Here is a 24,553-nt window from a genome sequence, read left to right on the forward strand (position 1 = left end):
ACGGGCGGTGTCTACCCCTGCTGTTGGCTGGGGAGCGTGCCCTGGGCCATGCGCCGCGCGACGTCGCGGCGCAGCCACAACAGCCACAGCCACACCCCGAGGAAGATCAGCCCGATCACGGCGATCGACGGCAGCGCGACGACGAACGCCAGCAGCACGACGTGCAGGCCGAGGATCGCCCATACCGCCCAGGGCTGTTTCAGCAGCCCGCACAGCACGAGCAGCGCGGCGACGACGGCCATGACGGTCCAGCCCTGGAAGCTCGTCACGCCGTCACCGAGCGTGCCGACCACGGGCAGCGCCAGCGCGACGACGATCGCCTCGATGACCAGCGTCCCTGCCTGGACACCGCGGAAACCCTTCATCGGGTCGGTCGCCGGGGCCGGCGCGTCGCCGGTGGGCTCGGCCGCGCCCGAGGGGGTGCCGTCGTCGCTCATGCGGGCTCCTTGCCGAACAGCGTGCGGGCCTCGCCCGCGGTGACCACCGAACCGGTGACGAGCACCCCGCCGCCCGCGAGGGGTTCCTCGGGGTCGTCGGGCTGTTCGACGAGACTGATGGCGGTCTCGATCGCGGTGTCGAGCGCGGGCTCGACCGTCACCCGCTCCTCGCCGAACACGGCCATCGCGAGCTCGGCCAGCTGCTCGGCGGGCATCGCCCGCGGCGAGGTGTTGACGGTGACGACGACCTCGTCGACGACCGGGTCGAGCGCCTCCAGAATGCCCCGGACGTCCTTGTCCTCGAGGACGCCGATGACGGCGACGAGCCTGCGGAACGCGAACTCCTCGTCGATCGTGGCGGCCAGCGCGGCGGCGCCGTGCGGGTTGTGCGCCGCGTCGACGAGCACCGCAGGCGCGGCGCGGACACGTTCCAGCCTGCCCGGCGTGACGATCTCGGCGAACGCCGCGCGCACCGATTCCCCGACGAGCTGGCGCTCCTTGCCCGCCCCGAAGAACGCCTCGACCGCGGCCAGCGCCAGTGCGGCGTTGTCGGCCTGGTGCTTGCCGTGCAGTGGCAGGAACACTTCCTCGTACACGCCGCCGAGACCCTGGATGGTGAGCATCTGCCCGCCGACGGCCTTGGTGCGGTCCAGCACGGTGAACTCGCTGCCCGCACGTGCGACGGCGGCGTCGACCTCGACGGCCCGTTCCAGCAGCACGCGCTCGGCGTCGGATTCCTGCTCGGCGATGACCGCCACCGAACCGGCCTTGATGATGCCCGCCTTCTCCCCGGCGATGGTCGCGCGGTCGTCACCGAGGTAGTCGGCGTGGTCGATGCCGACCGGCGTGACGACGGCGACCTGGCCATCGGCGACGTTCGTGGCGTCCCACGCGCCGCCCATGCCCGCCTCGAGCACTGCGACCTCGACGGGCGCGTCGGCGAACGCGGCGAACGCCATACCGGTGAGCACCTCGAACTTGCTCATCGGCGGCGCATCGGCGGCGCCCGCCTGGTCGACCATCTGCACGAACGGCGCGACGTCGCGGTAAGTGTCGACATAGCGCTCGGCGGAGATCGGCTGCCCGTCGATGCTGATCCGCTCGGTCACCAGCTGCAGATGCGGACTGGTGTAGCGGCCGACCCGCAGGCCCATCTGCGTCATGAGCGCCTCGATCATGCGCGAGACCGAGCTCTTGCCGTTGGTGCCGGCGACGTGCAGCACCGGATAGGTGCGGTGCGGATCACCGAGCAGGTTCATCAGCGCGGAGATGCGCGTCAGCGACGGCTCCAGCTTCGTCTCCGGCCACCGCTCGTTCAGCTCGGCCTCGACGATCTGCAACTCACGCCGGGACTGCTGCTCGATGGCGGCCTCGGCCTCGTCGCTGAGCGGCTCCGGGTCGTCCGGCAGCGGACCGGCGATGAAGTTGTCGCCCTCGGTGAGTTCGGGCGGAAACTCCTGCTCGTCGTCCGACACGCACATTCTCCCTGCTGGTACTGCATTGACAGGTTCGAGTCTACGTGCGCCGCGTGTCACGAGCGGCCACACCCTCCGTCCACAATGATCATGACCACCCGTCCTTCCCCCGGACCACTACGGCAACACCGCGTGTGCTGCACTCCGGCACGTGTTCGCCGTTCGCGGCCACGGCCTGCCGGCGATGCACGAGCGCAGGACACGCGGGTATGAGCGCAGGACACGCGGGTGACGGAGCTACGGACCCGCCGAACCGTCACCGCGGGTCGGCAGGTCGACGGCGGGTCCAGTCCCTGGCCGGCGCGGCCGGCGCCGTCGCACGCACCATCGGCCGAGCACCGCCGGCCGATGGTGCCCGTCCTGCGCTCCGGCACATGCACTCCGGCACATGCACTCCGGCACATGCACTCCGGCACGTCGGCGACGCATCCGCCGGCTCGTCGGCGGCACGTGGGCGACGCATCCGCCGGCTCGCAGATCCGCGGGGCAGCAGATCCGCAGGGCAGCGGGTCGGCGGCGACGGATCAGCGGTTGCGGCCCCACCAGCCGGCGTCGAGTTCGCCGCGGGCGACGAACTCGGCCGGGCCGGTCAGCGTCGCTCCCTCGCGGTCGACCGTCACGGTCACCCGCCCACCCGGGATATCCACTGTGGACGAACCGTGGTCCGTCCCCGAGAGATGCAGCGCCGCCGCGACGGCGGCCACGGTGCCGGTGCCGCACGCCCGGGTCTCCCCCACTCCCCGTTCGTACACGCGCATGCGGAGCGCGCCGGGCTCGACGGTGTTGATGAACTCGAGGTTGACGCCGTCGGGGAAGAAGTCGTGGTCGAACCGGGGCTGCTCCCGCAGGTCGAGACCCGACACGTCGTCATCCATTGTGGACACCAGGTGCGGGTTGCCGACGTCGACGGCGACCCCGGACAGTTCTCGCCCGTCGACCACCGCGACCGAGGTGCCGATGATCCGCGCCGGCCCCATCTCCACGGTCACCGACAGATCCCGGTGCACCTGCACCGGCCGATCCCCCGCACGGGTGCCGACGGCGAACTCCCGCCGCTCCTCGAGGCCGGATTCGACGAGGTAGCGCGCGAACACCCGCACCCCGTTCCCGCACATCTCCGCGGCCGAACCGTCGGCGTTGCGGTAGTCCATGAACCATTCGGCGGCCGAGTCCTCGGTGCCCGGGACGTCCCCGTCCACGGCCGACACGCGCACGACCCGCAGCACACCGTCGGCGCCGAGCCCTCGTTGCCGGTCACACAGCGCGGCGACACGCTCCGGCGTCAGCTCCAGCGCACCGACCGCATCGGGCAGGATCACGAAGTCGTTCTGCGTGCCGTGCCCTTTGAGGAACTCGATTCCACCCATGCCGTCCAGATTACGGCGTCACCAGACGGCGGACGCGATCACCCAGTTCCGGATCTCCACCGTCGAACCAGTGGATGCGCGTGTCACGCCGGAACCACTTGCGCTGTTTGCGGACGAACCGTCGGGTCGCCTGCGCCGTCTCGTCGGCGGCCTGCGTGAAATCCCCGGTCCCGGCGTCGATGGCCGCCAGCACCTGCTGGTACCCGAGCGCCCGCGACGCGGTCTTGCCCTCGCGCAGCCCCCGTCGTTCCAGGGTGCGCACCTCCTCGACGAGCCCGTCGGCGAACATCCGCTCCACGCGCAGGTTCACCCGCTCGTCCAGCTCGGCGACGTCGCGGTCCACGCCGACCAGCACGGTGCCGTACCGGGGCTCGCCCGGGGTCGGCAGATTCGCCGAGAACGGCTGCCCGGTGATCTCGATGACCTCCAGGGCGCGCACGATCCGCCGCACGTTGCCCGGCAGGATCGCCGCGGCCGCATCCGGATCGAGAGTGCCGAGTCGTTCGTGCAGCGCCGCTGCGCCGACCCGCTGTGCCTCGGCCTCCAGCGCGGCCCGCACCTCGGGGTCGGTACCGGGGAACCGCAGCTCGTCGACGACGGCCTGCACGTACAGTCCCGATCCGCCGACCAGCACCGGCACCCGCCCCTCGGCGAGCAGCCGTTCCACCTCGGCGCGCGCGTCACGCTGGTAGGCCGCCACCGACGCCGTCTCCGTCACGTCCAGCACGTCGAGCAGCCGGTGCGGCACGCCCCGGCGTTCGGCCACGGTCACCTTCGCCGTACCGATGTCCATGCCGCGGTACAGCTGCATCGCGTCGGCGTTGACGACCTCCCCTCCCAGGGCGAGTGCCAGCTCCACACCGAGCGCCGTCTTCCCCGTGGCCGTCGGCCCGACGACCGCCACCGGTCGGATGCTCATCCCGCCTCCCAGTACGCGACGTGGTAGCCCACACCGCGAGGAGCGTCCGAATACACGAGGTCACCGCGCCAGGCGACGCCGCGGGCGCGGGCGAAGCCGGCGAGGACCTGCCACGGGGCGCGGCCGGCCACTCGCAGCTCATCGGCCAGAGCGGGGTCGATGTCGAGCAGGGCCTCCGGGTCGGCGGCGGCGAGCGCGGCGGCGACGGCACTGTCGAAGCCCTCTGCCCGCTCGTCCTCCTCACCGGGCGGTGCGGTGTCCCTGCGCGCCGATCCGTCACCCACCACCAGCAGTCCGACCGGGTCGCCGGCCGGGTCGTCGGTCGCGGCCAGTTTCTCGCCCAGCGTCACGCAGTCGGAGGGGCTCGCGTCCTCGGCGATCAGTTCCGCACGCACCGTGTGCGCGCCCGCCCGCACCCGCAGCCACGCGGCGACGAGCGCGGACAGCGGAAGGTCCTCCGGCGGTCCGGCGGCATGCTCGCCAAGAGGTACGACCACGTCGGCGCCGAACGCGCGGAACGTGCCGGCCCGGTCGGCCTCGACGGTGGCGGGCGCGCTGCCCGCGGCAGCCGCGCCCACGGCGATCCACCGGGACGGCAACCGGGACGCCGCGTCGACGGCGGCGGCGCGCACCGCGTCGGCGAGCCGCGTACCGGGGACCAACTCCGGCACCAGAAGCGGTGCAGCGGGAACCACGACGGCACACGAGATCACGCGTCCAGAGGCTACCGGCAGCACTCTCCGCGGTACGTCTTGAGGCAATCTTCCGGCAACGGAGTACCGAGAACCGCGCTGACCTGTTTGAATGCGGACAACGACCCACCGGATCGCCCGCGATCCCAGGCAGTGACACCGACAGCACCACCCGGCCCCGCCCGCGGCGGGGCGCCCACCACGGGCCTAGGTGAGAAGGAGCCGGCCATGGCCGAGCAGAACACCCCGGAGAACACGACGCACGTGCCGGCGCCCAGCGAGGTGCCGCACACACAGGCCGCTTCCACGGTTCCCGCGGCGGAACCGCACCCCGAGCGCTGGGGCCGCATCGACGACGAGGGTGCGGTGTTCGTCCGCGCCTCCGACGGTGAACGGCAGGTCGGCGTGTGGCAGGCGGGCACGGCCCAGGAGGGCCTGGTCCACTTCGCGCGGCGGTTCGACGACCTGCGCACCGAGGTGGAGCTGCTGGAGACCCGCCTCTCCTCCGGTGCCGGCGACCCGAAGCAGGCGCTCAGCAGTGCCACACACCTCAAGGAAGGCCTCCCCGACGCGGCGATCGTCGGAGACGTCGACGCCCTGGCGGCGAAACTGGACGCCGTGATCGCACACGCCGAGCAGGCCGTCTCCCAGGTGAAGGAGAAGCGGGAGCAGGCGCGCGCCGAGGCCGTCGCCCGCAAGCAGGAGCTCGCCGCGGAGGCCGAGCAGATCGCCGCCGAGTCGACCCAGTGGAAGTGGGCCGGCGACCGCCTCAAGGCGATCCTCGAGGAGTGGAAGACGATCAAGGGCATCGACCGCAAGACCGACGACGAACTGTGGAAACGGTTCTCGAAGGCGCGGGAGGCGTTCAACCGCAGGCGCGGCTCGCACTTCGCCGAGCTGGACAAGCAGCGGGCCACGGCGAAGCGGCGCAAGGAGGAACTCATCGCCGAGGCCGAGTCGATGACCGAGTCGACCGACTGGGGCCCGACCGCCGCGCGGTACAAGCAGCTCATGGCCGATTGGAAGGCCGCGGGCCGGGCGCCGAAGGACGCCGACGACGCGCTGTGGCAGCGGTTCCGCGCCGCCCAGGACGCGTTCTTCTCCCGCAGGGCGGCGGCGTTCTCCGAACGGGATGCCGAGTTCGCCGAGAACGCTTCCCGCAAGGAGGAACTGCTGGTCGAGGCGGAGAAGATCGACCCGTCGGCGAATCTGGAGGCGGCTCGCTCGCAGCTGCGGCGCATTCAGGAGCAGTGGGACGAGATCGGCAAGGTGCCACGGGAACGCATCCGCGAGCTCGACGGCAGGCTCAAGGCGGTGCAGGACCGCGTGCGCGGGGCCGAGGACGCCAAGTGGCGCCGGACCGACCCCGAGGCGCAGGCGCGCGTGGCGCAGTTCCGCGAGAAGGTGGAGCAGTTCGAGGAGCAGGCCGCCAAGGCCCGCGACGCCGGGGACGACAAGCGCGCGGCGAAGGCCGAGCAGCAGGCCGCGCAGTGGCGCGAGTGGTTGTCGGCGGCCGAGGCCGCGATCGCCGACCGCTGATCCGGCTGCGCCGGGTGACCGCGGCCCTCCTCACCGGGGCGCGGTCACCCGGACGCCGAAGCCGGTCCGTCGACGCCGGGCCCGGGCCAACCAGCCGGTCAGGCGATAGCGGGGCGAGCGCCCGTCAGGACCGTGACCACGCGAGGCGCGTCCACTGCACGGCGAGCACGACGACGCAGATCCACATGACGATCATGCCCGCACCGGGGCCGGTGCCGGCGTGACCGCTGACGGGTGACGACTGCTGCGACCAGATGGCCAGCAGGCCGTCCACCGACGAGACCCAGCATCCGACCGTGCAGATCCAGCTGAGCCACCAGCGACGGGTCACGAGGGCGGCGGCTGAGGCCAGCACAGCGAACAACGCGCTGGTGGACACGAACAGCAGCGGGATCGCGCCGCCTTCACCCGCGAACATGCGCCAGCCGGGCTCGCCGCCGGCCCATGGCAGCAGGATCGCGATGAGCGCCACGAACACGACGACGGCGATCGTGAACCCGGAGCGCCCGGGCTCGATGGTCTTCTCGGCCTTGGAGAGGGTGGCGTCGACGTCGGCGCCGAGTTCTTCGACCGCGGGGTCCCGTTCGTCGTCGGTCACAGTCCGCATCCCGTCGCCGTGGTCGTCGCGGCGGCTTCCGCGGCTTCGGCGGGGCGGCCGAAGCTCGGCAGGCCGAGGCTGACGCCGTCGGTCTTGGGCCGCTGCCCCGCCTCGGCGTTGTCGCCCGCGCGGGTTCTGCGGTGGCTGAGCAGGTCACCGTCGGCCACCAGGTGGTGCGGCGCGGCGTAGGTCACCGTGGTCTCGACGATGTCGCCGGGCCGCACGGCCGTGTCGATCTCCGGACCGGTGGGCGTGAAGTGCACGAGCCTGCCGTCGCGGGCGCGTCCGCTCATGCGCCGTGTCTCCGCGTCCTTACGGCCTTCACCTGTGGCGACGAGGAGTTCCACGCGCCTGCCGACCTGCTTGCGGTTCTCCTCCCAGGAGATCTCGTCCTGCAGGGCGACGAGCCGCTCGTACCGCTCCTGCACGACCTCCTTGGCCAGCTGACCGTCGAGTTCGGCGGCGGGCGTTCCGGGCCGCTTCGAGTACTGGAACGTGAACGCGCTGGAGAACCGGGCGCGGCGCACCACCTCGAGCGTCTGCTCGAAGTCCTCCTCGGTCTCCCCGGGGAAGCCGACGATGATGTCGGTGGTGATCGCGGCGTCGGGCATCGCGGTGCGCACCTTGTCCAAGATGGACAGGAACCGTTCCGACCGGTACGAGCGGCGCATCGCCTTCAGGATGCGATCGGAACCGGACTGCAGTGGCATGTGCAGCTGGTGGCACACGTTGGGGGTCTCGGCCATCGCGTCGATCACGTCGTCGGTGAACGCGGCCGGGTGCGGGGAGGTGAACCGCACGCGCTCGAGCCCGTCGACGGAGCCGCACGAGCGCAGCAGCTTGCCGAAGGCGTGCCGATCGCCGAATTCGACCCCGTAGGAGTTGACGTTCTGGCCGAGCAGGGTCACCTCGAGCACGCCCTCGGCGACCAGCGCCTCGACCTCGGCCAGGATCTCGCCGGGCCTGCGGTCGCGTTCCTTGCCCCGCAGCGACGGCACGATGCAGAACGTGCACGTGTTGTTACAGCCCACCGAGATCGACACCCAGCCCGAGTAGGCGGAGTCGCGCCGGGCGGGCAGCGTGGACGGGAACGTCTCGAGCGCCTCGAGGATCTCGACCTCGGCCTCGGCGTTGTGGCGAGCGCGTTCCAGCAGTGTCGGCAGCGACCCGATGTTGTGGGTACCGAACACCACGTCGACCCAGGGCGCCCGCTTGACGATCTCGCCGCGGTCCTTCTGCGCGAGACAGCCGCCGACCGCGATCTGCATGCCGGGCTTCTCGTTCTTACGGGCGCGCAGATGACCGAGGTTGCCGTACAGCTTGTTGTCGGCGTTCTCCCGCACGGCGCATGTGTTGAGCACGACGACGTCGGCGGCGTCGCCCTCGGCGGCCGCGACGTATCCCGCGTCCTCCAGTTGTCCCGCGAGACGCTCGGAGTCGTGGACGTTCATCTGGCAGCCGAAGGTGCGGATGGAGTACGAACGGGTCACGTCACCAGGGTAATCAGGCATCTAACGGGCACCTCGGTGGGCCGGATCGGGCTCGAGTGGATAGGCTCCCGCGAGCAGCTCCGGTCACGCGCCGTAGGCGACCCGGGGCGAAAGATTGCGATTTGACTTAAATGGCGCACCGGGATTGACCCGATGGTGTTCAATCTCGGGGTTGCCGGACATGCTCGTCGAACCGGCAGCTCACCGTTATGGAGGCAAGATTTGAGTACCGAGGCGTCCGGCTCCGGCGGCGCGTCCACGGGCACCACCCCGCCGATGATCAAGGCGGCGTCCGTGGACAAGTACTTCGGCGACCTGCACGTACTGAAGGACATCAATCTCGAGGTCCCACGCGGGCAGGTCGTGGTCGTGCTGGGACCGTCCGGGTCGGGTAAATCGACCCTCTGCCGCGCCATCAACCGCCTCGAGCCGATCAACTCGGGCACGATCGAGGTCGACGGCGAACCGCTGCCGGCCGAGGGCAAGGCGCTCGCTGCACTGCGCGCCGACGTCGGCATGGTGTTCCAGCAGTTCAACCTGTTCTCGCACAAGTCGATCGTCGAGAACGTCACGCTCGGCCCGGTCAAGGTGCGTAAGGCCTCGCAGAGCGAGGCGCGCGAGACCGCGATGGAGCTGCTCGAGCGCGTAGGCATCGCCGACCAGGCCGACAAGTACCCGGCACAGCTCTCGGGCGGCCAGCAGCAGCGCGCGGCGATCGCCCGCGCGCTGGCGATGAAGCCGAAGGTGATGTTGTTCGACGAGCCGACCTCCGCACTGGACCCCGAAATGGTGCAGGAGGTGCTCGACACAATGACCTCACTCGCCGACGAAGGCATGACGATGGTCGTCGTCACGCACGAGATGGGCTTCGCCCGCCGGGCCGCCCACCGCGTGATCTTCATGGCCGACGGCGAGGTCGTCGAGGATTCCACACCGACCGACTTCTTCACTGCGCCGAAATCGGACCGCGCGAAGGACTTCCTCGGCAAGATCCTCACCCACTGATCGCACATCCGGCCCCGCGATACCCCTGCCGGGGCCTGTCCCGACACCCGCCGGAGGCGGGCGAACCACCTGGCAACGGAAGGAACACGACATGCGTTTCAGCCGAGTACTACGTACCGGCGCCCTGGTGGCGGCGGTCGGCCTGACGCTCGCAGCCTGCGGCCAACCGAACAGCGAAGAGGACGCGAACAAATCGCTCGTCCAGCGCGCCGAGGACAACGGTTCGCTGACCATCGGCGTCAAGATCGACCAGCCCGGCCTCGGCCTGAAGAAGCCGGACGGCTCGTACGAGGGCTTCGACGTCGACGTCGCCACGTACGTCGCCAAGGAGCTGGGCGTCGAGGAAGGCGACATCGAGTTCGTCGAAACGCCGTCCGCCCAGCGCGAGAACATGATCCAGAAGGGCGACGTCGACATGATCGTCGCCACCTACTCGATCACGCCCGAACGCGACGAGGCGGTCGACTTCGCAGGCCCGTACTTCCTGGCCCACCAGGACCTGCTCGTGCGGAAGGGCGACGACTCGATCCAGGGTGCCGAGGACCTCAACAAGAACAAGAAGCTCTGTTCGGTCAAGGGATCGACCTCGGCCCAGAACGTCCGCGACGACTTCGCCCCGAAGGCACAGCTGCAGGAGTACGGCGGCTACTCCGAGTGCCTCACCGGCGTCGAGAACGAGGCCATCGACGCGATGACCACCGACGACACGATTCTCGCCGGTTACGCCGCTCAGCAGCCCGGCAAGTTCCAGCTGGTCGGCGCCGAGCTCAGCAACGAGAACTACGGCATCGGCCTGCGTGAGGGCGACGACGAGGGCAAGAAGGCACTCGACGAGGCGATCCAGAAGATGATCGACTCCGGCGAGTGGAAGAAGGCCGCCCAGCAGCACTTCGGGCCGGCCGGTTACGAGGTCCCGGAGGCGCCGACCGTCGGCGAAGTGGTCGAGTAACTGACCTGAGACAGACACCGATTCGAGCTCGGGCCCGCCTCAACGGGGTCGGCCCGGGCTCGTTCGGTCTCCGGAGGAGCACCACGTGTTCGATTTTCTGACCGAGTACGACATACTCGGCGCTTTCTGGGTCACCGTCCAGCTCACCGTGTATTCGGCGATCGGTTCGCTGCTCTGGGGAACCATTCTCGCCGGTATGCGGGTCAGCCCGGTCCCCATCATGCGGGCATTCGGCGGGGCCTACGTCAACATCGTGCGAAGCATCCCGCTGACCCTGGTCATCATCTCGATGTCCCTCGGTCTCAACCAGACCCTGGGGGCGGCGCTGGGCGGGGATGTCCTCACTACGATCAACTTCCGGCTCGCCGTCCTCGGCTTCGTGCTGTACACGTCGACGTTCGTGTGCGAATCACTGCGCTCGGGCATCAACACCGTCCCGGTCGGACAGGCCGAGGCGGCGCGGGCTCTGGGCCTGAACTTCGGCCAGGTCCTGCGCATGATCGTGCTGCCGCAGGCGTTCCGGTCCGTGATCGGTCCGCTGACCAGCGTGCTGATCGCGCTGACCAAGAACACGACGGTGGCCAGCACTATCGGCGTCGCCGAAGCCTCGCTGCTGATGAGCGAGATGATCGAGAACGAGAGCGACGTCATCGGGCTGGTCTTCATGACCTTCGCGATGGGCTTCGTGATCCTGACCCTGCCCATCGGGCTCCTGCTGGGCCGGGTCGCCAAGAAAGCGACGGTGAAACGATGAGCGCTCCCTCCGTCCTCTACGACGTCCCCGGGCCGAAGGCCAAGACGCGCAACGCCGTCTACACGGTGCTGTTCCTTCTCGCGCTCGCCGGTGTCGGCTGGTGGATCATTGCGACGCTGGCGGAGAAGGACCAGCTCACCTGGCAGAAGTGGGGTCCGTTCTTCACCGAGGGCCAGGTGTGGACGACCTTCATCTTCCCGGGACTGCTGAACACGCTCATCGCCGCGGGGCTGGCGATCGTGATCGCGCTGCCCATCGGCTCGTTGTTCGGCATCCTGCGACTGTCGGATCACGTGTGGATCCGCGTGCCCGCCGGAACCGTGGTGGAGTTCTTCCGCGCCGTTCCGGTGCTGATCCTCATGTTCTTCGCCAACGAGTTCTACTCCGAGTACACCGACGTCGACTCGGACTACCGGCCACTGTTGGCCGTGGTCACGGCGTTGGTGCTGTACAACGGAGCCGTGCTCGCCGAGGTGGTGCGTGCGGGCATCCAGTCGCTGCCCACTGGCCAGACGGAGGCGGCCAAGGCGATCGGCATGCGCAAGACGCAGACCATGACGAACGTGCTGCTGCCCCAGGCCGTCACCGCGATGCTGCCGGCAATCGTCAGCCAGCTCGTCGTGATCGTGAAGGACACCGCACTGGGTGGTGCCGCGCTGGGCTTCAGCGACCTGTTCAGCCAAATCCGACCGATCTCGAACAACTACTTCGCGAACACGATCGCCACCCTGACGATCGTCGCGGTGATCTACATCCTGTTGAACAACCTGCTCACGGCCGCCGCAGGCTGGCTGGAGAAATGGTCCCGGCAGCGAAAGACGAGCTCCGGCACCGTGGTGAAGCCGCTCGACGACGGTAACAACGAGTTGTAGTCACTCCGCCCGGTTCGCGTCCGAGTGTGGGCCTGCGACTCCAGGCCACGACCGCGAAGGGCCACCTTCCCCCAGCCCGGGAAGGTGGCCCTTCTGCTTTTCAATCGACTGAACCTCACGAATATCCACGTTCGATTCAAGATAACCGGAACGAGGGACTTCACGCGGCACAACCCTTGCGTAGCATCGAAATCGTTTCGTCGAGATTCCGATGAACGAAGGGCGAATCGTGAACAATACTCATAAAACGCGACGCGGAGCATCCCTGCTCGGCATTGTCACACTCTCGATGGCGCTCTTTTCCTCGCCGGCGCACGCCGGCACGAACACCCCGTTCGGCGGGGGAAACTGCAAGGGCAACCTCAAGGGGCACACCGCCTCGGACAACATGGGTGCGCGGGAACGGCTCACCATCTCCGCCGAATGCAGTAAAGATCAGCACAACCTACTGCAGATCAAGACCGAGTTCACATACTTTGCCGTCCAGGGCAATTCGAAACACTATTTCGTCAGCGCAGCCAAAGGGAACAACGTAGCGTACGGCGCGGAAGGGGCGCACTCCATGCTGGTTCGGGCCGACGCCCCCACCAAGTACGCCGAGTACTGCGCTTCGGCCGTCGTTACCTATATCGGACTGTCAGGAAGCGGGAACACTGTCACGATGACACAGGAGTCGGGGCTCGTCTGCTGGAACTGAACACACCGAGGGGAACAAGAACCGGTCGAGAATGATCACTGCCGCGTCACAGTGAAGGTGATGTTCACAGCCCCTGCCCACAGAAGGCCTTGACCTCCACGGAGCCGACATTACCTACGACCCGGGCCCGACCCTGTGATCAGCAATTCCCATCCGATCGCCATGCCGGAGCAGTCAGGGCCACCGCGATCGGGGACCCTGACTGCTGACTCGTCTTCGGAGGAGTAGCCCCACACGGGGTGGTCAGTCCGGGGTGGCGTCGTCGAGCGGGGTCGATTCGGCTCCGGCATTGCGGAGTTCCTCGCGCACGACGCCGTAGGACAGGCCCTGCGGATAGCCCTTGCGCGCCAGCATGCCCAACAGCCGGCGCGTGGCCTTCTGCTCGTCGACACCCGTCATCGTCCGCAGCTTCTTGCGGACGAGCTCCCGCGCACGCTCCTCCTCGGCGCGGGCATCGATCTCCCCCGCCGCCTCCGCAGCCACCTCGCTGTCGACGCCCTTGCGCCGGAGCTCCGCGACCAGCGCGCGCCTGCCCAGACCCTGATGGGTGTGCCGGGATCGCACCCAGGTCTCCGCGAACGCCGCGTCGTCGATCAGCCCGGCATCGTCGAGCTTGCGCAGCAGCTCGTCACAGACCTCGCCGTCGAAGCCCTTCCGCGCCAGCGCCGACCGCAGTTCCTCCTTGGTGCGAGGGCGAGCGGCCAGCAGGTCGAAGCAGACCTCCTTGGCCTTGCGCCTCGCCTCCTCCGGCGGCAGCTCGGACACCGGGGTGCGGGCGCGCGACCGTCGCGCACCCGTCGAATCCGGTTCGCTCACCGGCAGACCCCTCAGAACTCGACGGGTGCAGGCTCGGCCGCGGCCTCCTCGGCGTCGACCTTGGCACCGACCCCGAGCTTCTCCAGGATCTTCTTCTCGATCTCGTTGGCGACGTCCGGGTTGTCCTTGAGGAACCGCCGCGAGTTCTCCTTGCCCTGGCCGAGCTGGTCACCCTCGTACGTGTACCAGGCACCGGACTTGCGCAGGATGCCCTGATCGACGCCCATGTCGATCAGCGAGCCCTCACGGGAGATACCGACGCCGTAGAGGATGTCGAACTCGGCCTGCTTGAACGGCGGGGCGACCTTGTTCTTCACGACCTTCACGCGGGTGCGGTTGCCGACCGGCTCGCCACCGTCCTTGAGCGTCTCGATCCGCCGCACGTCGAGCCGGACCGACGCGTAGAACTTCAGCGCCTTACCACCCGTGGTGGTCTCCGGCGAGCCGAACATCACGCCGACCTTCTCGCGCAGCTGGTTGATGAAGATCGCGCTGGTGCCGGAGTTGTGCAGCGCACCGGTGATCTTCCGCAGCGCCTGGCTCATCAACCGCGCCTGCAGGCCGACGTGGGAATCACCCATCTCGCCCTCGATCTCCGCACGCGGCACGAGGGCGGCAACGGAGTCGATGACCACGATGTCGAGCGCACCCGACCGGATCAGCATGTCGGCGATCTCGAGCGCCTGCTCACCGGTGTCGGGCTGCGACACCAGCAGCGCGTCGGTGTCGACACCGAGGACCTTGGCGTACTCCGGGTCGAGCGCGTGCTCGGCGTCGATGAAGGCGGCGATACCGCCGTTCTTCTGTGCGTTCGCCACGGCGTGCAGTGCCACGGTGGTCTTACCGGACGACTCGGGGCCGTACACCTCGATGACCCGGCCGCGCGGCAGGCCGCCGATACCCAGCGCGATGTCGAGCGCGATGGCCCCGGTCGGGACGACCTCGACCGGCGGACGGGTGTCCTCGCCCAGTCGCATCACCGAGCCCTTGCCGAACTGCTTGTCGATCTGGGCCAGCGCCAGGTCGAGCGCCTTGCCCTTGTCCGGTGCACCCTTGTCCGATGCTGCTGCCATGGAACCCACCTCATTGGCCTTCGCGGTTGCTGTATCCGAAGTTGCTGTATCCGAAGTTGCGGTGTCCGGATCTGCTGTATCCGGGTCGTGCTCGTGCGCCGGCACCGAGTCGGTGCACGCATGCCGGGTCACGCGTGCCGGTCGCCGAGGGCCGACACTACGGGCGGGGTCCGACAGTCGGCGCGAGTCACGCTGAATCTGTGGACAGCCAACCCCGATGTGGACAACATCCTAGAGAACATCTGTTCGAGATCGAAAGCGACACCCCGATGCGATAGGATCTTTCGCTCTTCACCGGCGCTCGACGGGCACCTCGAACTCCGTGCAGACCTGCTTCCAGATCTCCTTCGCGGGAACCCCCGCCTCGAGCGCCTCCTCGACCGTCCGGCCGTCGAGACCGCTCAGCACGTGGTCCTTGGCCAGCATCTCCGCCCTGGTGGCGCCGAACTCGTCGGCCATCAACCGACGGAACACCGTGATCCGCATCGACGCCAGCGTAGCCGCGCCGCGGCGCCGTATCGTGGGCACCATGCCACCCGACTCCGGAATCGGCTCCACCGCACTCACCCTGGCCGCCATCGCGACCGTGACCGCCACACTCGTGGTACTGCTCGTGCAGATCCGGCGCAACCGGCGGAAATGACCACCGCTGACCACCGCGGCGCGCAGGACCGGACCCGGCCCGCACCCGGAATGTCGGTGACCGGCCGCATCATGGGGACGTGACCGACCGCGCGCTCGACCTCTTCTCCCCTGCGACCAGGGACTGGTTCGCCGGGGCCTTCGCTGCGCCCACCTCCGCCCAGGAGGGCGCGTGGCGGGCCGCGCACGCGGGTCAGCACGCGCTGGTCATCGCACCGACCGGCTCGGGCAAGACACTCGCAGCCTTCCTCTGGGCCCTCGACCGGCTGGCCACCGCACCGCCGCCGGAGGACGCCCAACACCGGTGCCGGGTCCTGTACGTGTCCCCGCTCAAGGCGCTCGCCGTCGACGTCCAGCGCAACCTGCGCTCACCGCTCACCGGCATCGCACAGGCCTCGCAACGACTGGACCTGCCTGCGCCGGACATCACCGTCGGCATGCGCACCGGCGACACCACCCCGGCCGAACGCCGGTCCTTCCAGCGCACCCCGCCCGACGTGCTGGTGACCACTCCGGAGTCGCTGTTCCTCCTACTCACGTCGTCGTCCAGGGAATCGCTACGGGGTGTCGAGACGGTGATCGTCGACGAGGTGCACGCCGTCACCGGTGGCAAACGCGGCGCGCACCTGGCGCTGTCGCTGGAGCGCCTGGACGACCTGCTCCCGACACCGGCGCAGCGCATCGGGCTCTCGGCGACGGTCCGTCCCGTCGACGAAGTGAGCTCGCTGCTCGCAGGCGGCAGGCCGGTCACGGTCGTCCAACCCGAGGCCGCGAAGACCGTCGAGGTGCGCGTCGAGGTCCCGGTCGAGGACATGGCCCAACTGGACGGCCCCGCACCGCAGCCCGAACCGGGCTCCCTCGAGGACGAGGTGCCCGCCGCAGGGGCACCGAAGCCGTCCATCTGGCCGTCGGTCGAAGGACGCGTGCTGGACCTCGTGCGCGCGCACCGATCGACCATCGTGTTCGCCAACTCGCGGCGGCTGGCCGAACGGCTCACCGCCCGGCTCAACGAACTCGCCGCCGAACGCACCGAACTCGAACCCGGCGACGAGTTCCCCGCCGAAGCCATCGGCGAATCCGGCCTGACCACCGGCGCCGAACCGACCGTGGCGAAGGCCCACCACGGTTCGATGTCCCGCGAGCAGCGCACACGCGTGGAGGAGGAACTCAAGACCGGCAGGTTGCCGTGCGTGGTGGCGACGTCGTCCCTCGAGCTCGGCATCGACATGGGCGCGGTCGACCTGGTGGTGCAGATCGAGGCACCGCCCACGGTCGCCTCGGGTCTCCAGCGCGTCGGACGCGCGGGCCACCACGTCGGCGCGGTCTCCAGCGGCGTGATGTTCCCCAAGTTCCGCGGCGACCTCGTCTCCTGCGCGGTCACCGCCGAGCGCATGGGATCCGGCGCGATCGAAGCGACCCGCTACCCGCGCAACCCACTCGACGTGCTCGCCCAGCAGATCGTGGCGATGGTGGCACTCGAACCGCGCACCGTCGACGACGTGGCCACCACCGTGCGCAGGGCCGCGCCGTTCGCCTCCCTGCCGGACGACGCCCTGCACGCCGTCCTCGACATGCTGGCCGGGCGCTACCCCAGCGAGGAGTTCGGCGAACTGCGCGCCCGCATCACCTGGGACCGCGTCACCGGCGAACTGCAGGGCAGGCCCGGTGCGCAACGGCTGGCCGTCACCTCCGGCGGCACCATCCCCGACCGCGGACTCTTCACCGTGATGACCCCCGGCGACGACGGCGACCGGCCGGCAGGCGCTTCCGGCAGTGCCGATGTGCCCTCGACGGGAAGACGTGCCTCGGGCAGTGCCGATGTGCCCTCGACGGGAAGACGTGCCTCGGGCAGTCGCGTCGGCGAGCTCGACGAGGAGATGGTCTACGAATCCCGCGTGGGTGACACCGTCCTGCTCGGCACCTCGTCGTGGCGGATCACCGACATCACCCACGACCGCGTCATCGTCGTTCCCGCACCCGGCGTCCCCGCACGCATGCCGTTCTGGAAGGGCGACGCGCCCGGCAGACCCCTCGAACTCGGCAGAGCCCTCGGTGCGTTCCTGCGCGAGGTGTCAGGAGCCCGCGACGACACCGCCCTGCGACGCGCGGCCGACGCGGGCCTCGACGAGCGCGCGGCCACGAACCTGCTCGCCTACCTGCGCGAACAGCGCGAGGCCACCCGCCACGTGCCCAACGACCGGACCCTGCTGCTCGAACGGTTCCGCGACGAACTGGGCGACTGGCGCGTCGTGGTGCACTCGCCGTTCGGCGCACAGGTCAACGCGCCGTGGGCGCTGGCGATCACGGCGAGGCTGCGTGAGACACGCGGCGTGGACGCCCAGGCGGCCCATTCCGACGACGGCATCGTGTTGCGCCTGCCCGACGCACTCGACGCCGACGGCCAAGAGATCACGCTGACCGGCGAGGACGTGCTGCTCGACCCGGATGAGGTGGAATCACTCATCGTCACCGAGGTCGGCGGATCGGCACTGTTCGCCGCCCGGTTCCGCGAATGTGCGGCGCGGTCGCTGCTGCTGCCGCGGCGCAACCCGGGCAGGCGGAGTCCGCTGTGGCAGCAACGGCAACGCGCCGCGCAACTGCTGAGCGTGGCGGCCAAGTACGAACGCTTCCCCGTCGTGCTGGAGGCGATGCGGGAGTGCCTGCAGGACGTCTACGACGTGGACGGGCTGCGCGAGCTGATGACCGATGTGCGCAGCCGCACGGTGAAGCTCGTCGAGGTGGAAACACCGTCGGCGTCGCCGTTCGCGCGCAGCCTGCTGTTCGGCTACGTCGGCATGTTCCTCTACGAGACCGACGCGCCGCTGGCCGAACGCAGGGCGGCGGCCCTGTCGCTCGATTCGACGCTGCTGGCCGAACTGCTCGGCACCGAGGCGGTCAGGGAGCTGCTCGATCCGGATGCCGTCGCGGACGTGGAACGGGGACTCCAGCGGCTCGACGAGGACCGCCACGCCCGCGGCCCGGAGGACACCGCCGACCTGTTGCGTTTCCTCGGGGACATGACGGCCGACGAGGCCGCGGCGCGCGGGGTGCGGCGCGAATGGCTGACCGAACTGGTCGAGAGCCGCCGCGCGATCGTGGTGCGCATCGCGGGCGAGGACCGCTACCTGGCGATCGAGGACGCGGGGCGGGTGCGGGACGCACTGGGAGCGGCCCTGCCCGTCGGCGTACCCGAGACGTTCACCGAACCGGTCGACGACCCGCTCGGCGACCTCGTCACCCGGTATGCGCGCGGGCGCGGGCCGTTCGCGGCCGCGCGGCTCGCCGAGCGGTTCGGCATCGGCACGGCCGTCACCACGGGTGTGCTCGACCGGCTGACCGCCGACGGCAGGCTCGTCCGCGGCGAGCTGAGCCCGCAACCCCACGCACCCGGCGGAGTCGAATACTGCGACGCCGCTGTGCTGCGGCGGCTGCGGCGCGCGTCCCTGGCGAAACTGCGGGCCGAGGTCGAACCCGTCGAACCGGCGGCACTCGGCCGGTTCCTGCCCTCCTGGCACGGCATCGGTGGCCGGCTGCGCTCGGCGCCGACCGCCGACGACGTGCTGTCCGTCGTGGAACAGCTCGCCGGGGCGCCCCTGCCGGCCAGCGCCGTCGAATCGCTGATCCTGCCGAGCAGGCTGCCCGGCTACCACCCGGCGCTGCTGGACGAGCTGACGACCGCGGGCGAAGTCGTCTGGGCGGGCTGCGGCGCGCTGTCCGGCGGGGACGGCTGGGTCGCGCTCGCACCGGCCGACGTGGCCGACCTGCTCCTGCCCGACGCCGACGACGACGTCGCCGAGGCGGGCCCGGTCCACGCGGCCGTGCTGTCCGCGGTCGAACACGGCGCACTGTTCTTCCGCCAACTCGTCGACCGCGTGACGCCGCTGCTCGACGCTCCCCCGGACGACGCCGACGTCGTGGCCGCACTGTGGGACCTCACCTGGGCCGGCCTCATCGCCGGTGACACCCTCGCGCCGCTGCGTGCCCAGGTTTCCGGTGGCGGCGCGGCGCACAAACCCCGCAGGTCCGCACCACGCGGCCGCTACGCCCGCATGCGCGCGGGCAGGCCCGCGATGCCGTCACGCACCGGACCGCCCACCGTCGCGGGCCGGTGGGGGCTGACGCCGCCGCGGGAGACCGACCCGACCCGGCGAACCCACGCGCGCACCGAGTCGTTCCTCGAACGGCACGGCGTCCTGACCAAGGGAGCGCTCGACACCGAACGCGTCACGGGCGGCTTCTCCGGCATCTACAAGGTGCTGCGGAGCATGGAGGACTCGGGACAGGTCATCCGCGGCTACGTCGTCGACGGCCTGGGCGCCGCGCAGTTCGCCGCGCGCGGAGCCGTCGACCGGCTCCGCGCGGCGTCCGACACCTCCGGAACGCGGGACACGCAGGGTGCGGTGGTGCTCGCGGCAAGCGACCCCGCCCAGCCCTACGGCGCGGCGTTGCCGTGGCCCGAGCCGCTCGGCACCACCAAACACCGGCCCGCACGCAAGGCCGGGGCACTGGTCGTACTGGTCGACGGCGTCCCCGCGCTCTACGTCGAACGCGGCGGCCGGTCCATGCTGTCGTTCACCGAACACACCGAGTCGCTGCGCCAGGCGGCAGAGGCGCTCTCGGCCGCGGTCAGGGAGGGATGGCTGGGCAAACTGCAGGTACAGCGCGCCGACGGCGAACAGGCGCTGACCTCGCAACTCGCGGACGTGCTGCGGGAGGCCGGTTTCCGCGCCACCCCGAAAGGCCTGCGGTTGCGGGCCTGATCGGCGGCGGCCGGAGCGGTCCTAAGCTGGCATCCCGACGAACCCGGTGCGGACAGGACCGCACGCGAGCAGCACGAGCCCGGCGGAGGACGACTGGCGATGGCCGTACGCGAACTGCGGTATTTCGGTGACCCGGTACTGAAGAGCGTGGCCGATCCGGTGAACCGGTTCGACGACACGACGAAACGGCTGGTCGACGATCTGCTGGACACCGTCGACATGCCCGGCCGCGCCGGACTGGCCGCGCCGCAGATCGGGGTCGGGCTGCGCGCCTTCAGTTACCGTCTCGACGGCACGGTCGGCTACGTGCTGAACCCCGAGATCGTCGAACTGGCCGAGACCACCCACGACATCGACGAGGGCTGCCTGTCCGTGCCCGAACTGCGCTACCCCGTGCGGCGCGCCACCTACGCCGTCGTACGTGGTGTGGACCTGCGCCAACAGCCGGTCACGATCGAAGGCGACGGAGTGACGGCACAGTGCCTGCAACACGAGGTCGACCACCTCGACGGCATGCTCTACCTGGACCGGCTGGCGACCGAGCAGCGTCGCTCCGCACTGCGGGACATGCGCTCCCGCGACTGGTTCCGCCTCCGCTGACCTTCCCGGTTCACCGGGTCTCCCGGCCACGCCACGTCAAGCTGACACGCCAGAACACCGCGTGCACGGCCAGTGGTGCGCACCACCATCCCCCACCGGGGGACTCCCTGACCAGCGAAGATCAGAAAGGTTGTCTCGACCTGCTGTGCGCATTGCCACTCGCACGTGACGCCCCCGTTGCCGGTTCGTAACCTGTCACCACCCCGACAGCCCACCCCGAGCAATCCCGAGGCAGGTCCCCATGGCAGGCCGACATCGTGCGGCGAACCCGCGCGCCCGAAAATCCCGAAGACCCACCCCCGGCGACTCCCCGACGCCGCATGAGCAGCCCGGCGAACGATCCCGACGTTCGTGGCCGCTGCCCGTCGGACTGGGGCTGGCCGCCGCGGCCCTGCTGGGTGCCACCGTGTCGATCACGGAAGGGCTCACCGGCTCCGGAGCCGAACCCACCAACGCGGCGCTCGCCATGAGCGCCCCCACGGCGTCGTCGACCTCGTCGGCTCCGACGACGAGGTCGACGACCGACAAGCCCACCCCGAGCAGCACCACCTCGAAGCCGAAACCCGAGCCGACGCCGTCCACGACGACGCCTACGACCACGCGGAAGCCATCTCCTCCTCCCCCGCCGCCGACGCCGGAGCCCGAACCGTGCTCGACGGAACTGGAGGGCACGCAGCCGCACGTGGCCCAGGTGGGAAACCACGTGCTCACGAAGTTCGAGGTCGACTCGGTCGGCGGCGTCGCCAGCCGATCCGGGGCGAGCGACCACCCGAGCGGACTCGCACTGGACTTCATGACCACCGGCACCACCGGTGACCAGATCGCCGAGTACATCCTCGCCAACCAGTCCGAGTTCGGCGTGACGTACGTGATCTGGGAGCAGCGGTACAACGACGGCAGTGGCTGGTCGTACATGGAGGACCGGGGCAGCGACACCGCGAACCACTACGACCACGTGCACGTGTCGTTCGAGTCCTCCGCCGACGTGGACGTCACCTGCTGACACGTCACGTGACCCGCATCCGTGACGCCGCGGTGGGCGCCGACACCGGTGCCCACCGCGGCGCTCACGTCGGCCGGTGCGCAGCGGTCCGAGCGCCCCGGTCTCGCGTCCGCGCACCGCGACGACCCTCCGGCTGCACGGCGTCCCGGAACACCACGGCGGATCGAGACCACGGCGAATCGAGCACCGCGGCAGCGCGAGCGCCACGGCCACACGAACATCACGGCCACACGAACACCGGCTGTACGAACACCAGCCACTCGAGCACCACGGTGACGTGAGCACCACGGCTTGCGCACCACGACTTGAGCACCGCGGCATCCCGGAGAGCACCCGGACGTCCGGAACGGCGCAACGATCGGGCGCCGGAACGATGGGACGGCGGAGGACTCCGGCATCGACTTCAGTACCGGGGTACGAGGTCGATCACGGTGCCGTCCGGATCGAGAAGCCGTCCCGCTCCGCGGCGGGTCGCGCCGAGCAGGCACAACCGGTCCGCTTCCGCGGCGAACTCATCCGGTGCGTCCGACGCGGACCGGCTTGTCCGCGCGGCCGACGCTCCCGGGGCTCCTGTGGCCGGGGCTCCTGCGGTCGGGGCTCCTCTGGTCGGTGCTTCGGTGGCCGGTGCTTCGGTGGTCGGAGCAGCAGAGGCTCCGGGCGTTTCCGGGGTTTCGGGCATCGGTCCGGGCCTCTCCGTCCCCGTTGCCGTCGCCGTGGATCCACGGCCGCTCGCCGACACGGCCAGTTCGAGCCGGCAGCGAGGAGTCACCGGCGGGCACGGGTCGGCCGACAGCAGTTCCAGCCAGGGACCCCTGCCTTCGGGAGCACGCAGGCTGACGAGCTCGGGGTCGGTCCGCACGGTCGGCCACCACGTGGCACCGGACCAGAACTCGGCCAGCCGGTGGGGGTCGGGCGATTCGATCACCACCGCGGCGAGTGCGCCGGTGGCGGTGTACTCGCCGCGTGGTTCGAGGACACAGAACTCGTTTCCCGCCGGATCCGCCAGCACATACCAAGGCGCCGGAACAGGGCCCGCGTACTGCCCGATGTCGATGTGTACGGCACCGAGTCGTATCGCTCTGTCCACAATGGCTTGTTGCGTACCGCGGCCGGTTCCGCCGTCACCGTCGGAGGCGAGATCGAGGTGGATCCGATTCTTGGCGGACTTTTCCGCCGTGGCACCAACGATGTGCACCGTGGGGCCGTCCGGGAGCCGGACCCGCAGCCGGCCGCCGTCGTGGCGGCCGGCGTCATGACCGTCACCGACGAGTTCGCCGCCCAGCAAGGCGGCCCAGAACTCCGCAACCTCCCGTGGCCGTTCGGCTTCGAACACCACTCCGGGCATCCCGTTCACCACACACCTCCGTCGTCCCGGCGACATCTGCGACACGGCGCGGCCATGTCATCGCGTCGCCAACCGCATGAGCGCCAACAGCTGCCCGGCCGCGTCGTCGTCGCCGGCCACGTCGACGGCGCCGGGCCGGTTCCGGCCCCACAACCACAGATAGACCGCCTCCGGCTCGCCCGACACCACGGCGGCGGCACGCCGTGCCTCGGGCTCCCCGCATCGGCGCACGGCCGTCTCGTCCGGGCCCGCGGACACGAGCCAGCCGTACCCGCCCGTGCACACGCCGACCTCGCCCGCTCGCGTGCCCCGGAGCCCGAGTCGTGGCAATCGGTGGCCGAACCACAGTAGGAGAGCCTCGTCGACACCGTCGAGTGCCACGTCGGCCGCGACCCCGGACCACGTCGTGCCTGCGACGCGTTCGACGTCCACCCGGTGGACGGTGGTGTCGTGCGTCATGCGCCGCCGCCAGAACCCGTACGTCCGGTCCTGCGGCCACCACGTCGCCGCGGGTTCGCCCGGCTCGTGGAAGTCCAGGATCTCGCGCAGATCCGCGTACCCCTGCCGAACGTAACTCTCCTCGCTCTGCCCCGGTGCGGGATCGCGCTGCCATTCTCGCGGCCGCTCGCCGTCGATCAGCCACGCCTGCGCCACGCGGTAGATGCTGCCGACGTGCCGGACGGTGTCGCCGACCGTCCATCCGGGACACGTTGGCACCGGCGTCTCGGGTGCAACGCCGCGTGAGGCCTCGATCAGCAACGTGACCTCGTCGCCGAACGCCTCGGCGAGCCGCCGATGATCGATCACCGGGCCACCGCTCGTCACCATCACCGTCTCCGCGACCGCCGCCGCGGAAACGGCACCGGGGCATCACACTGCGAAGGCGTTTCCCGTCCACCGGATGCCGTCTGCCCGCGCACGACCACATCGGCGATGGCGAGAAACTCGCCCGCCCGCTGCAGCAGTTCGTGCGCGGACTCCTCGTCCGCGCCGCGGTACGCACCCGACCGGACGGCCGAGTACCGCGCCGAGTACCCCGCGAAGTACGCCGCCCAGCCCGCCAGTTCCGGAGCTGCCGACTCCAGCAACGACCAGGTGCTCTGCGGCTTGGCCCTGCCCCGGTGCGGCCTGCCGCGCGCGGTCAGTACCGCCGCCGCGGCACGCAGCGCCGACAGATAGGCACCCGTGAACCTCTCCACCACGTCCGACTCCCCACGCGCCGCCTGGATGCCGCGACGCGCCTGGGCCAACAGCGGAGCCGCCGCGGGCGCGGCGGGCGGCGCCTCCGCGAACGGCAGCGCGGGCTGCGTGACCCGCCTACGCACCGACGGATCCTGCGGCGTCATGGCTACCGACATGGCCGCCCCCTTCCCAGTCCGGCCGCTCTCGGAACTCCCGCTCCAGCAACTCCGGCCCTGGGGACTCCCGGTCGAGCGGCGTCCGGCACGGGACGTTTCCCCGTCCACCTGCCGGACTCACCAGGGATTCCCGTTGCCGAACATCTGTTCGACACCATCACG

General features: G+C 70.1%; 22 protein-coding genes. 9 read left to right on the forward strand and 13 right to left on the reverse strand.

From position 1 onward, the window contains the following. Positions 1-11: 11 nt before the first annotated feature. The 5 genes from LY40_RS06155 to LY40_RS06175 form a co-directional block, all read right to left on the reverse strand. Positions 12-437: a DUF4233 domain-containing protein gene (locus tag LY40_RS06155; RefSeq protein ID WP_258936186.1), complete on the reverse strand. Its 426-nt coding sequence runs from the start codon at positions 435-437 to the stop codon at positions 12-14. Beyond that, positions 434-1,918, reverse strand: a complete 1,485-nt coding sequence (gene folC / locus LY40_RS06160) for a bifunctional tetrahydrofolate synthase/dihydrofolate synthase (RefSeq protein ID WP_183778010.1) — start codon at positions 1,916-1,918, stop codon at positions 434-436. The genes LY40_RS06155 and folC overlap by 4 nt, the downstream gene beginning before the upstream one ends. A gap of 518 nt (positions 1,919-2,436) precedes the next feature. After that, positions 2,437-3,279 (reverse strand): diaminopimelate epimerase, encoded by an 843-nt coding sequence (dapF, locus tag LY40_RS06165; RefSeq protein WP_258936188.1) that lies wholly within the window; start codon positions 3,277-3,279, stop codon positions 2,437-2,439. 10 nt (positions 3,280-3,289) lie between these two features. Continuing rightward, positions 3,290-4,198 (reverse strand): tRNA (adenosine(37)-N6)-dimethylallyltransferase MiaA, encoded by a 909-nt coding sequence (gene miaA, locus LY40_RS06170; RefSeq protein WP_258936189.1) that lies wholly within the window; start codon positions 4,196-4,198, stop codon positions 3,290-3,292. Further along, the gene (locus tag LY40_RS06175) at positions 4,195-4,911 is read right to left on the reverse strand and encodes a class III extradiol ring-cleavage dioxygenase family protein (protein ID WP_258936190.1); all 717 of its coding nucleotides are present in this window, start codon (positions 4,909-4,911) and stop codon (positions 4,195-4,197) included. Before LY40_RS06175 ends, miaA begins: the two co-directional genes overlap by 4 nt. A 207-nt stretch (positions 4,912-5,118) precedes the next feature. On the opposite strand from LY40_RS06175, the gene LY40_RS06180 reads away from it, so the two are divergent. Beyond that, a complete protein-coding gene (locus LY40_RS06180; RefSeq protein ID WP_183778018.1) occupies positions 5,119-6,429 on the forward strand; it encodes a DUF349 domain-containing protein in 1,311 nt (436 codons plus the stop codon). Positions 6,430-6,553: 124 nt separating this feature from the next. Here the strand turns inward: LY40_RS06180 and LY40_RS06185 are convergent, their stop codons facing one another. Beyond that, positions 6,554-7,036 (reverse strand): Rv2732c family membrane protein, encoded by a 483-nt coding sequence (locus tag LY40_RS06185; protein WP_372497684.1) that lies wholly within the window; start codon positions 7,034-7,036, stop codon positions 6,554-6,556. After that, positions 7,024-8,538 carry a tRNA (N6-isopentenyl adenosine(37)-C2)-methylthiotransferase MiaB gene (gene miaB / locus LY40_RS06190; protein ID WP_258936192.1) on the reverse strand — a complete coding sequence of 505 codons (1,515 nt, stop codon included), beginning with the start codon at positions 8,536-8,538 and terminating at the stop codon, positions 7,024-7,026. Before miaB ends, LY40_RS06185 begins: the two co-directional genes overlap by 13 nt. 255 nt (positions 8,539-8,793) lie before the next feature. On the opposite strand from miaB, the gene LY40_RS06195 reads away from it, so the two are divergent. From LY40_RS06195 to LY40_RS06215, 5 genes are all read left to right on the forward strand, one after another. After that, on the forward strand, positions 8,794-9,522 hold the full coding sequence (locus LY40_RS06195; RefSeq protein WP_183784726.1) for an amino acid ABC transporter ATP-binding protein: 729 nt from the start codon (positions 8,794-8,796) through the stop codon (positions 9,520-9,522). 91 nt (positions 9,523-9,613) lie between these two features. Then, on the forward strand, positions 9,614-10,471 hold the full coding sequence (locus LY40_RS06200; protein ID WP_183778024.1) for a glutamate ABC transporter substrate-binding protein: 858 nt from the start codon (positions 9,614-9,616) through the stop codon (positions 10,469-10,471). An 85-nt stretch (positions 10,472-10,556) separates the two neighbouring features. Next, complete coding sequence (locus LY40_RS06205) at positions 10,557-11,225, forward strand: amino acid ABC transporter permease (protein ID WP_183778026.1); 669 nt, start codon at positions 10,557-10,559, stop codon at positions 11,223-11,225. Further along, positions 11,222-12,097 carry an amino acid ABC transporter permease gene (locus tag LY40_RS06210; protein ID WP_183778028.1) on the forward strand — a complete coding sequence of 292 codons (876 nt, stop codon included), beginning with the start codon at positions 11,222-11,224 and terminating at the stop codon, positions 12,095-12,097. Before LY40_RS06205 ends, LY40_RS06210 begins: the two co-directional genes overlap by 4 nt. A gap of 211 nt (positions 12,098-12,308) precedes the next feature. Further along, positions 12,309-12,794, forward strand: coding sequence for a hypothetical protein (locus LY40_RS06215; protein ID WP_258936193.1), 486 nt, complete (start codon positions 12,309-12,311; stop codon positions 12,792-12,794). A 243-nt stretch (positions 12,795-13,037) separates the two neighbouring features. On the opposite strand, the gene LY40_RS06220 is transcribed toward LY40_RS06215, so the two are convergent. The 3 genes from LY40_RS06220 to LY40_RS06230 all read right to left on the reverse strand — a co-directional run bounded on the left by LY40_RS06220 (position 13,038) and on the right by LY40_RS06230 (position 15,169). Beyond that, positions 13,038-13,559, reverse strand: a complete 522-nt coding sequence (locus tag LY40_RS06220; protein WP_183784728.1) for a regulatory protein RecX — start codon at positions 13,557-13,559, stop codon at positions 13,038-13,040. A 62-nt stretch (positions 13,560-13,621) separates the two neighbouring features. After that, positions 13,622-14,683, reverse strand: coding sequence for a recombinase RecA (gene recA, locus LY40_RS06225; protein WP_183654841.1), 1,062 nt, complete (start codon positions 14,681-14,683; stop codon positions 13,622-13,624). Between the two features lie 291 nt (positions 14,684-14,974). Next, on the reverse strand, positions 14,975-15,169 hold the full coding sequence (locus LY40_RS06230; RefSeq protein WP_183778032.1) for a DUF3046 domain-containing protein: 195 nt from the start codon (positions 15,167-15,169) through the stop codon (positions 14,975-14,977). Between the two features lie 236 nt (positions 15,170-15,405). On the opposite strand from LY40_RS06230, the gene LY40_RS06235 reads away from it, so the two are divergent. The 3 genes from LY40_RS06235 (at position 15,406) to LY40_RS06245 (ending at position 21,688) form a co-directional block, all read left to right on the forward strand. Further along, positions 15,406-20,085: a DEAD/DEAH box helicase gene (locus LY40_RS06235; protein WP_258936194.1), complete on the forward strand. Its 4,680-nt coding sequence runs from the start codon at positions 15,406-15,408 to the stop codon at positions 20,083-20,085. 99 nt (positions 20,086-20,184) lie between these two features. Continuing rightward, positions 20,185-20,685 (forward strand): peptide deformylase, encoded by a 501-nt coding sequence (gene def / locus LY40_RS06240; protein WP_258936195.1) that lies wholly within the window; start codon positions 20,185-20,187, stop codon positions 20,683-20,685. 406 nt (positions 20,686-21,091) lie between these two features. Beyond that, positions 21,092-21,688 (forward strand): VldE C-terminal domain-containing protein, encoded by a 597-nt coding sequence (locus tag LY40_RS06245; RefSeq protein ID WP_258936196.1) that lies wholly within the window; start codon positions 21,092-21,094, stop codon positions 21,686-21,688. 403 nt (positions 21,689-22,091) lie between these two features. Here LY40_RS06245 and LY40_RS06250 read toward each other — a convergent pair whose 3' ends face one another. From LY40_RS06250 to LY40_RS06260, 3 genes are read right to left on the reverse strand one after another with little or no spacing between them, the layout of a single operon-like run. Continuing rightward, positions 22,092-23,033 (reverse strand): VOC family protein, encoded by a 942-nt coding sequence (locus tag LY40_RS06250; RefSeq protein ID WP_258936278.1) that lies wholly within the window; start codon positions 23,031-23,033, stop codon positions 22,092-22,094. A gap of 57 nt (positions 23,034-23,090) precedes the next feature. Then, positions 23,091-23,861, reverse strand: coding sequence for a maleylpyruvate isomerase N-terminal domain-containing protein (locus tag LY40_RS06255; protein WP_183778040.1), 771 nt, complete (start codon positions 23,859-23,861; stop codon positions 23,091-23,093). Continuing rightward, positions 23,861-24,391 (reverse strand): SAV_6107 family HEPN domain-containing protein, encoded by a 531-nt coding sequence (locus tag LY40_RS06260; RefSeq protein WP_258936197.1) that lies wholly within the window; start codon positions 24,389-24,391, stop codon positions 23,861-23,863. The genes LY40_RS06255 and LY40_RS06260 overlap by 1 nt, the downstream gene beginning before the upstream one ends. Positions 24,392-24,553 lie beyond the last annotated feature (162 nt).

It is taken from the genome of Prauserella salsuginis, assembly GCF_024648885.1.
Lineage (GTDB): Bacteria > Actinomycetota > Actinomycetes > Mycobacteriales > Pseudonocardiaceae > Prauserella > Prauserella salsuginis.